Source organism: Paenisporosarcina sp. (assembly GCF_057785155.1).
Genome location: NZ_JBYNRN010000041.1, coordinates 39,879 through 49,489, shown reverse-complemented (window position 1 = coordinate 49,489; position 9,611 = coordinate 39,879). Strand labels below are relative to the sequence as shown.

Here is a 9,611-nt window from a genome sequence, read left to right as displayed (position 1 = left end):
GTTCCCGTCTAGTCAAATATGTTCCGATTGTGGACATCAGGATGGCAAGAAATCTCTTGAAATAAGGGAATGGACTTGTCCTGTTTGCCACGAACATCACAATAGAGATATAAATGCCAGCAAAAATATCCTAGCCGAAGGGTTAAGAACCTTAGTTTTGGCTTAAAGAAAAGTGTAGAACCGTAGGAATCTGCGGGGATAGCTTGGTCAAAAAGAGAAACCTCTGTTGACAAAGAAATACGTCAACAAGTACGCTCTGTTCCCAAGAATCTCCCACTTCAATCAGACCGTATGGTCGATAAGTGGGGGTAGTTCAATACAAGAACGACAAAAAGGGGTTTTCGGTTTACCCGGCGGATTAATGGATTTAGGTGAAAGCTTTGAAGAAACGGCTGTACGCGAAGTATTTGAAGAAACGAACTTGACCGTCACGAGTTTAGAGTTGAAGCAAGTTTTTTCAGGAAAAGAGTTTTACTACAAAGTGGATAATGGAGATGAGTTTTATTCTGTTACAGCTGTTTTTATAGCTAATTCATATGAAGGCTCTTTAAAAGCAAATCTTTCCGAATCAATTGGTATAGCCTTCTATTCACTAGACTCTATGCCAAAAGGATTACTCCCATCAAGCAAAAAATTTCTTATAACATGTTTATAAGTGTTAGAATAGGGTATACATATCAACGAGGGTTTTTTCCCGTCTCATTTGTTCCTCTATAATCTAACCTCTTAAAACAAAAACTCCGGGCAAACTAAAACTTTGGAAGGAGACTGTTTGTATGAATTGGTACGAAAAACTAAATCAATATTTCCCAGTCGAAGAAATGAAGTCAAAAGAGCATATGGAGACATTACTTGCTGAAAAAGGCAATGTGTATATGAAAGACGAAGGACCAAAACACGTTCTCATGTACGTTGAGTTTGAAAACTTCATCTTCGTAGACTACTTGTTTGTCTCTAAAGATGCACGTGGCGAAGGACTGGGTCGAAAGTTATTAAATAAATTAAAAGAGAAAAACAAAGCCATTCTACTTGAAGTAGAACCTGTGAACTATGAAGATACTGACACCGAAAAACGTTTGAAATTTTACGCCCGTGAAGATTTCAAACATGCCTCACGTATCGGCTATATTCGTCGATCACTTGCAACAGGTGAAAACACAGTTCTTGAAATCTTATACTGGTCTCCTGTAGATCAAGATGAATTAGAAATCTACAAAGCAATGAAATGGACGTATGAAAACATCCATACGTTTAAAGACGAACACTTTTATGGTGATTCGTATGACCCTTCTCATGAAGTACTTGAGTACAAAGATGAGAAAAAAACAGATATGCTAAAAGAATATTAAGTACAAGAAAGAGCGCCAATTTCCCACGGCGCTCTTTTTTAAATTGATAGAAGTTATGTATGTTTGGATATCTGTTTAAGAAAAACAAAGCTTGCACCATTATGGATGCAAGCTTTGTTTTCTTATGGTTTTAATTCATAACCTTCCTCAAAATAATCATTGGTTTGGTTTTTCAATATTATCGTTGTTGTTCCAACCAACTCCGCTAAACGATTAATTTTCTTTTGATAGAATTGACGATCTAATGACTGTATTTCTGTCCCATCCATACTTTCAATCATGTATAACTGAATTTTCCACAGTTCTTCTTTTGCTGTAAGTGGAGCCAGTTGAGCGGCATTAATTAGTGAATCAGAGATAGCTGCCAAAACGGATATATCCCCTTTTCCATAATGACTTAACTGATAATACGTGTGATACAACACTTCTTCAAAGGTATGTATTCTCAATTTCACTCTATGAATCGATTTCACATCATTAAACACAAAATCTGCTTGAGGTAATTGGCTATAACTTCCCAACAATCTACCTAATTGATGAATATTATGAATGGCTGTATTTGGATCATTAATTCCTGGTGAAATAGCACGAAGGGACACTTCCACCATCTTTTGAATCGCGAAAACCGGGTCTTGTCTTGTATCTCTTTCTCTTCCAATCGTAAATAATTGCGCAGGATCTTCTTCTATTTCAATTAATTCATTCACATAAAGTGTAACTACTGGTGTATTTGATTGAACAAAATCACCGATACAACATTCAATTTCAATTTGCCCATCATATTTTTGAGCAACCTTCACCATTTGTTCTAGATTAAATAATTGAATATACCCATCGTTTTCTGCCTTTATTGGATAAGCCATCTTTTTAACTGTCCAATGTCCATCTATATTGGTTGTCATATCTTCTCTCTTTAGAAGTTCCTTATAACACCCAACCGCTTCGTCCCCTTCAATTGTTAACTTCTCAATGAGCGTATTCACCTGAATATTTTTTGCAATATGGTGAATAAAAATCGCAAAGAACACTAAGCAAACCATCGCATATAATACGCCTACTAATGATGAAATAACCGATTCGCCAGAAATTGATTCTTGCATAAATAGAAGAGATAACGTGGTATATATAAACCCACCCATAAACACCCCTAATACCCGCCACACCATTGGATCGCGAACAAAATTCTTTAGTGTTCTAGGAGAGAATTGTGAAGAATAGGTTGTCAGAACAACCATAATCGTCGAGAACGTAAATGTGGTCATCGTTAAAAGTGCTGCAGACAAGCCACCTAATATCGTTTGAGCCAGTTCGACTGTTGTTAATAAAACATGCGGGACGTACATAAGCAAAATATCATCATATAAATGATCAATTGTTGAAAAAATAATGGCAATAACAACTGATATTAAACTGTATAAGGTCGGAATAAACCAAATACTTTCCTTAATTTTCAACCAATAACGGTCCATACGCCCATCTCCTTCTATATAAACACTGTAACATATAGTGAATATAATCAATACGCGTGACTAATGGAATAAGTCGAATCTCTTATAATTATAATTTTTCGCGAATAAAAACACATCTTTTTACACGCATAAAATTTACCAAAAGGAATAGTTTAGACTATATGCAGAATCTTCTTCTGCACCTATTATAGGCAATAAGAGAAATAAGTGATGTACTTCGTTACTGATTCTCGATAAAGGCAAACCTGATGAAAGTCAGCGACGCAAAGCTACAGGGGCTTCTTGTGTACAAACACAATTGCCAGCCAGCTACCGAAAGAACAGGGCATAAGATTTTAGAGATGCAAAACGAGTGATCACTATTTGCAAGAGGGTCTAATGCCCTTTTATAAAATTAGCCATCACAACATTTTGATATCTACTAATCTATTAGTGAACCCCGCTTTCGGTAGGCGGGGTTCATTTTTTTATGTTGGAGGTGAAGTTGTGCAAGTGATTGACTCGGTACAAGGAACTGTGATTGCGAATAATGTTAAACCTGCGTACTCCTTTGGAAAACGTTTAAAGGGACTTCTATTCACATCATCACTTCCTCGTCAATCCGGAATTCATATTCAACCCTGCCGATCGGTTCACACGTATTTTATGAAATACCCGATTGACATCGTCTACTTAGATGCCAATCAAGTAGTGGTTGGACTCGAACAATTTGTCGCTCCAGGAAAACGTGGACTACACATCCCTAAAGCTTATTCGGTAATTGAATTAGCAGCAGGTCGCATCGAAGAACTCGCACTTGAAGAAGGACAAAAACTACACATACAACCAAAAGGAGAGAAATAATCATGACACAATGGATCAAAAATTTCATGAACGAAGAAGAAGGACAAGGTATGGCTGAGTATGCGTTGGTATTGGGAATTATCGCAATTGGGGTTGTTGGACTATTAGTATTATTCGGAGACGCTATTGTTGAACAATTCAAAAAAGTAACAGCTGCATTTACAGACGAAACTGCTCCAGAATAAGTTACAAATTTTAAGTGAGAGGAGAAAATATGGATGCAACTACTAGATGGATTACTCATCGTTTTAATGATAATTTGTTTGTTTACAGATTTGAAAAGCAGAAAAATCTATAATCATGTGTTGCTTCCTTCCCTCCTTCTCGCTTTGATTTTACAAGTTTTCACTAATGGCTGGATTGGTCTAACAAGTAGTTTACTAGGATTGGTTGTTGGATTCGCCATCCTTTTGATTCCATACATGATGAAGGGCATGGGTGCTGGTGATGTGAAGTTAATGGCAGTAATCGGAGCCATTCAAGGATCAGTTTTCATTTTAACGACTGCGGTTTATATGTCTATTATTGGCGGAGTGGTTGCACTACTTCTCATTTTGTTTAGGTTAATAAAATCTAAGCAGTGGCTGACTTTATTTCACCGCAACAGCCTCATGACGTATGGAATGAAATTAGCCGTTGTGCGAAATCATTCATCCAATCAAACATTTCCGTATGGTGTTGCTATTGTAGGAGGCGCATTATGCACAATGATTTTCCAAGGAGTGATTCGCCTATGATTCGCGAGGAGAAAGGTCAATCTCTCGTTGAATTTGCGCTTGTCATTCCTGTTTTTTTATTGTTTTTAGTATTCATCATTGATCTTGGACGAGTTGCTTACACGTATTCGACGATGCATTTTACAGCGCAAGAAACCGTTCGTCTCGGTAGTTTTGGTTACACAGATGCTGAAATGGAGTCGTATGCTAAACAACATTTCACAGCAGGAAATGGGAATTCAATGATCGTTTCGATTACGCCAAGTGATAGCATTCGTGAATCAGGCGACGATGTAACTGTGACCCTTTCTTATAAAATGAACGCCATTATGCCTTTAGCTGAGTTAGTAATTAACGGACCTATTGATATTCAAGTGGATTCGACAATTCGAGTGGAGTGAGGTTAAGCGATGAAAATGCGTGATTTTCACAAAGATGAACGAGGAAATATCATTCTGATTGCAGCTTTTTTAATGCTTGTTCTGACAGCTTTTGCTGGATTAGTCGTCGATGGCGGCCATTTATATATGTCAAAGGCAAATCTTCAAAAAGCGGCCAACGCAGCTGCCTTATCTGGTGGACAGGAACTAACAACAAATGCAGGGGAACCTGTAACGAATATTGTTAAAGGGATCTTAGATGCACATGATGTACTTCCCTATCTTCAAGGTATTACAGTAACACCCGAAAAAAGCGTAGCAGTTCATTTAAATGAACCTGTTGCATTGTTTTTCTCTTCCATCGTTGGATTTAACGAAGTGGATGTAAAAGTAAAAGCCACTGTCGAAATCGGTAAAATGGGCCGAGCTTCAGGGGCTGCTCCTATTGGAATTGATGAATCCATCCCTCTTATTTATGGGAATGAATACACACTTAAAGTGGATGAAACTGCAGGCGATACAGGATATTTCGGCGCACTAGCACTTGAAGGACCCGGTGCTAAACTATACGAACAAAATTTAATGTATGGCTTCGATGGCGAATTAAAAATTGGCGATATCATTAATACCCAAACTGGTAATATCGCTGGTCCCACTAAAACAGCTGTCGACTATTTGATTTCTACTTGCAATGATATGACTGCTAGGGATTGTCCGAGGATTTTATTAATACCCGTATATGTTCCTTATAATCAAGATTCCAATCAAATGAAACAAGTGAAAATTACAGGTTTTGCTTATTTTTATATTTCTGAGCCAATGGATTCCAAAGATAAAACGATTAAAGGCGTTTTCTTAAAACGTGTCGGTACAGGTTTTCAGTTAGATGATGCATCCGAAAAAGGTGCATACACAATTCGATTAGTAGAGTAGGTGTTCACATGCGTTCTCGCACATTATTTTTATTAGCCATCGTCATGGGACTTATTACAACCCTTGTTTTTGCATTCACACTTTCTTCAAAAAATAAAGAAAGTGAAATACCTGAAGAAACTCAGAAAGTGATTGTCTCTACTCAAATGATTGAGGAGAACACGGTCATTACTGAAGAGATGGTTACCGAAACAACGAAACCAAAATCCTCTGTCCATGCATCAAGCTTAAAAACGGTAGATGAGGTTATTGGTAAATTGGCAACAACACGCATTGAAAGTGATGAAGTTCTACTTCCCGCTCGTGTTCAATCTGTCCAACAAATCAATGATGTTCTTTCGAAAAAAATCACCGAGGGGAAACAAGCAATTTCCATACGCGCGAACCTTGTTCAATCGGTATCAAATCTGATTGAAGCAGAGGATTTTGTAGATGTTTTATTTACTGAAATAATCGGTTCTACAACAGATCCCGTCGTTAAAACATCATTATTATATGGTAAAGTGCGCGTTTTAGCGATTGGTCAAAAAATGACGGTTCGTGACGAAAATGATGAACTGGTAGAATATTCATCAGTCACAATTGAAATAGATCCTAAAGATACCGTAAGTTTGGTGCAAGCACATGAAAGTGGAACATTACATTTAACTCTTCACCGTCGTGAAGTTACGACGAATAATTAAGGAGGTGCCACCTTGGAATTACAAGGACAAATGAAAACAGGAAAAGTAGTTGCCCTATGTAGCGCTAAAGGTGGCGTCGGTCAAACATTTTTAGCTACAAACTTAGCAATTGCACTTCAAAAAAAATATTTATCCATCACTTTAGTTGATGGAAAGCTCCAATTTGGTGATATTGCAATTGCCCTAGATTTAAAAACATCTGTCACGATGAAAGATGTTGCCGAAGACATCGCAAGAATTGACCACTCTCTTATCTCCAACTATTTAACAAATCATGAATCTGGCATTCAAGTTTTAGCTGCTCCAGAACGTCCTGAACATGCGGAACTAGTAACGAATGATGTGATGAAAAAAGCGGTTCATATGTTAAAAGACCATTACGACTATACAGTTATTGACTGTGGCTATGCATTTCATGAAACAACACTCGACTTACTCGATATTGCGAATGATATTCTAGTCGTTACCACTCCTGATATGACAGCATTAAAAAACACCAAGCAGTTGTTAGAAACATTCGATCAACTTGGTTATACCTCTAAGATAAAATTAGTCATCAATCGATACGATATGGAAGGTTTAATTAAACCAGAAGAAATCCCAGCGATGCTTCAATTACTTGATGCAGAGTTTGTTTCAAACAATTTTAAATTAGCTAGCCAATCATTAAATATTGGTATTCCCGTTGTCAGTCGTCGAAGTGGAACTGATTTAGCGAAAGACTTAGGACGCTTGGCGGATTGTATTGTTAAGAATAATCATGCTGATGATGAAACGGACAGTCGAAAAGAACGAACCAAAAAACTGTGGTTTGGACGCAAAAAATAAGGAGGAGATGAACTTGAGTTTACTGAATCGATTGCAACAAAAACAGCAACTCACCGAACCAATTGAAGTTGCAGAAAAAGTTGAGCAAGTAACACCTGTAGAAGAACGCGTGAATGTCGTTCCTTCCCCTCCTCCTTTACCTGTTGCGCCTGAAGTGAAAGTTGTTAAACCCACAGCTGTTCATCAAGAAAAAGAACAAGAGTTTAAAAAGCTCATTCAAAAAGAAATATTAGCGACGATTGATTTGAAAGTGGAACATGATGATTTAGATCAACAAATTGATCGATTAGTTCAAGAAGTATTAAAAGAAGAAGAGTCTTATCGGAAATCGATTGACCGTAAAAAAGTAACGGCTGATTTAGTTAATGAATTAACAGGATTTGGTCCTATCAATCCCCTACTTTTAGACGAATCGGTATCTGAAGTGATGGTCAATGGACCTGACCATGTTTATTGTGAACGTAATGGACGTCTTGAATTAACCGATATCGAATTCCGAGATAATGAACATGTTCTTAATGTGATCGAACGAATTGTTGCCCCTATTGGTCGACGTATTGATGAAAGTAGCCCAATGGTTGATGCTCGACTGCCGGATGGATCTCGAGTAAACGCGATTATTCCTCCATTAGCATTAAATGGACCGACAATCACCATCCGTAAATTCTCGAAGGACCCTTATACTATTAAGGATTTAATATCATTTGGAACGGTTACGGAAGAAATGGCTTTATTTATCGAAGCGTGCGTTAAAGCCCGACTGAATATTTTCGTTAGTGGCGGTACAGGGTCAGGGAAAACGACTACGCTTAATGTATTATCTAGTTTCATTCCTGCGGACGAGCGAATTGTAACGATTGAAGATGCTGCAGAATTACAACTTACTCAAGACCATGTAGTGACATTGGAGTCACGTCCAGCCAATATTGAAGGCAATGGACAAGTGTCGATTCGTGATCTTGTACGGAATTCCCTTCGTATGCGTCCTGACCGTATCGTTATTGGTGAGGTCCGTGGTGCTGAAGCACTTGATATGTTACAGGCGATGAATACAGGACATGATGGTTCACTTGCGACAGGTCACTCGAACAGTCCTCGTGACATGATTTCACGTTTAGAGACAATGGTTTTATTAGCAGGAGTGGATTTACCTGTAAAAGCGATTCGTGATCAAATTTCAGGAGCTTTAGATGTAATCGTCCAGCAATCTCGTTTAAAAGACGGAACTCGCCGGATTGTTAAAATCACGGAAGTCCAAGGGCTAGAGGGTGACATCATTGTTCTCCAAGATATTTTCGTTTATGAACAAGCTGGGGTCGATGCATCTGGTAAAATTCGTGGTAAATTAATCCCGACAGGTGTTCGGCCGAAATTTTATGAAAAACTTGAGACGTCAGGAATCCATATTCCTCCTCATGTTTTCATTGAAAAAGATGAGATTACGTTATGACGCTAATCGGATATATTTTATTATTAGTCACATCTACTTTGTTCTTTCTAGCTTTATTGGTCAAAGTGTTTTACCAAAAACAACAAATGAACAAACGATTACAGCATTTCATTCATAGTGAAAGTGATGAGCCAAAATCCGATAAAGAAATGCGTCGCATAGTCGATTTAACTACCGCTAAAGAGAAAGTCCGAAAGCGGTTAAAAGCGAAGGATAAAAATAAATCGATAGAAATGATGTTACAACGAGCTGGGATTCCATTAAAACCGGAAGAATACGTTATGTTCCAATGGATTTCTGTCATTTTTTCCGGACTGTTATTTTATTTGTTCAAGCCAGCTATAATGGTACTGTTTTTTGGTGCCATTTTTGGATTTGTATTACCGAAGATGATTGTTAGATCAAAGCAAAAGAAACGCCTACAGCAATTCAACAATTATTTACCTGAAATGATTTCAACGGTAGTAAATGCATTACGCGCTGGTTTTAGTTTCTTTCAAGCCTTACGAAATGTCATGGAAGAGTCACCTTCTCCAGTTAAAGAAGAACTAGCGATCGTCCTGCAAGAAATGCAATACGGAGCTACAGTTGAAGAATCGTTGAACCGAATGAAAGAGAGAATGCCAAGTAATGATTTAGACTTGATGATCCAAGCCATTCTGATTCAGCGTCAAGTTGGTGGTAATTTAGCTGTCGTTTTAGAAAAAATCGTTCACACCATTCGTGAACGTATTAAAATTCAAGGTCAAATTAAGACGTTAACTGCCCAAGGGAAAATGTCAGGAATGGTTATTGCCTTACTTCCGCTTGGATTAGCTGGTATGTTGTTCGTTGTTAACCCACCCTATATGCTCGTACTATTCACCAATCCGATTGGTCTTGTTTTACTAGCTGTGGGTGCCGTATCCATGATGATTGGCTTTTTCTTTATTATGAAAATCACAACAATCGAGGTGTAGC

The 9,611-nt window shown here is 37.9% G+C and carries 13 protein-coding genes and 1 riboswitch; of the genes, 12 read left to right on the top strand and 1 reads right to left on the bottom strand.

Features of this window, described 5'->3' with window-relative positions:
* The 3 genes from AC3EA5_RS15400 to AC3EA5_RS15390 all read left to right on the top strand — a co-directional run.
* Positions 1-166 (top strand): zinc ribbon domain-containing protein (locus AC3EA5_RS15400; RefSeq protein ID WP_488608246.1); only part of this gene is annotated, 166 nt, incomplete at its 5' end.
* 60 nt (positions 167-226) lie between these two features.
* Positions 227-655, top strand: coding sequence for an NUDIX domain-containing protein (locus AC3EA5_RS15395; protein WP_488609135.1), 429 nt, complete (start codon positions 227-229; stop codon positions 653-655).
* A 121-nt stretch (positions 656-776) separates the two neighbouring features.
* Positions 777-1,349, top strand: coding sequence for a GNAT family N-acetyltransferase (locus AC3EA5_RS15390; RefSeq protein WP_394191320.1), 573 nt, complete (start codon positions 777-779; stop codon positions 1,347-1,349).
* A gap of 122 nt (positions 1,350-1,471) precedes the next feature.
* On the opposite strand, the gene AC3EA5_RS15385 is transcribed toward AC3EA5_RS15390, so the two are convergent.
* Positions 1,472-2,818, bottom strand: coding sequence for a DUF2254 domain-containing protein (locus tag AC3EA5_RS15385; RefSeq protein ID WP_488609134.1), 1,347 nt, complete (start codon positions 2,816-2,818; stop codon positions 1,472-1,474).
* Positions 2,819-3,046: 228 nt separating this feature from the next.
* Positions 3,047-3,135, top strand: a riboswitch (cyclic di-GMP riboswitch).
* Positions 3,136-3,304: 169 nt separating this feature from the next.
* On the opposite strand from AC3EA5_RS15385, the gene AC3EA5_RS15380 reads away from it, so the two are divergent.
* From AC3EA5_RS15380 to AC3EA5_RS15340, 9 genes are read left to right on the top strand one after another with little or no spacing between them, the layout of a single operon-like run.
* On the top strand, positions 3,305-3,661 hold the full coding sequence (locus AC3EA5_RS15380; protein ID WP_394191324.1) for a DUF192 domain-containing protein: 357 nt from the start codon (positions 3,305-3,307) through the stop codon (positions 3,659-3,661).
* 2 nt (positions 3,662-3,663) lie between these two features.
* Positions 3,664-3,846 (top strand): Flp family type IVb pilin, encoded by a 183-nt coding sequence (locus AC3EA5_RS15375; protein ID WP_488609133.1) that lies wholly within the window; start codon positions 3,664-3,666, stop codon positions 3,844-3,846.
* A 33-nt stretch (positions 3,847-3,879) separates the two neighbouring features.
* Positions 3,880-4,398, top strand: coding sequence for an A24 family peptidase (locus tag AC3EA5_RS15370; RefSeq protein WP_488609132.1), 519 nt, complete (start codon positions 3,880-3,882; stop codon positions 4,396-4,398).
* On the top strand, positions 4,395-4,778 hold the full coding sequence (locus AC3EA5_RS15365) for a TadE family protein (RefSeq protein ID WP_488609131.1): 384 nt from the start codon (positions 4,395-4,397) through the stop codon (positions 4,776-4,778). Before AC3EA5_RS15370 ends, AC3EA5_RS15365 begins: the two co-directional genes overlap by 4 nt.
* Positions 4,779-4,787: 9 nt before the next feature.
* A complete protein-coding gene (locus AC3EA5_RS15360; protein WP_488609130.1) occupies positions 4,788-5,690 on the top strand; it encodes a pilus assembly protein TadG-related protein in 903 nt (300 codons plus the stop codon).
* Between the two features lie 8 nt (positions 5,691-5,698).
* Entirely contained in the window at positions 5,699-6,373 is a 675-nt protein-coding gene (cpaB, locus tag AC3EA5_RS15355) for a Flp pilus assembly protein CpaB (RefSeq protein WP_488609129.1), read from the top strand.
* A gap of 12 nt (positions 6,374-6,385) precedes the next feature.
* Positions 6,386-7,201: a CpaE/TadZ family protein gene (locus AC3EA5_RS15350; protein ID WP_488609128.1), complete on the top strand. Its 816-nt coding sequence runs from the start codon at positions 6,386-6,388 to the stop codon at positions 7,199-7,201.
* Between the two features lie 13 nt (positions 7,202-7,214).
* Complete coding sequence (locus AC3EA5_RS15345; RefSeq protein ID WP_488609127.1) at positions 7,215-8,651, top strand: TadA family conjugal transfer-associated ATPase; 1,437 nt, start codon at positions 7,215-7,217, stop codon at positions 8,649-8,651.
* The gene (locus AC3EA5_RS15340) at positions 8,648-9,610 is read left to right on the top strand and encodes a type II secretion system F family protein (protein ID WP_488609126.1); all 963 of its coding nucleotides are present in this window, start codon (positions 8,648-8,650) and stop codon (positions 9,608-9,610) included. Before AC3EA5_RS15345 ends, AC3EA5_RS15340 begins: the two co-directional genes overlap by 4 nt.
* The last annotated feature ends 1 nt before the right edge of the window (position 9,611 follow it).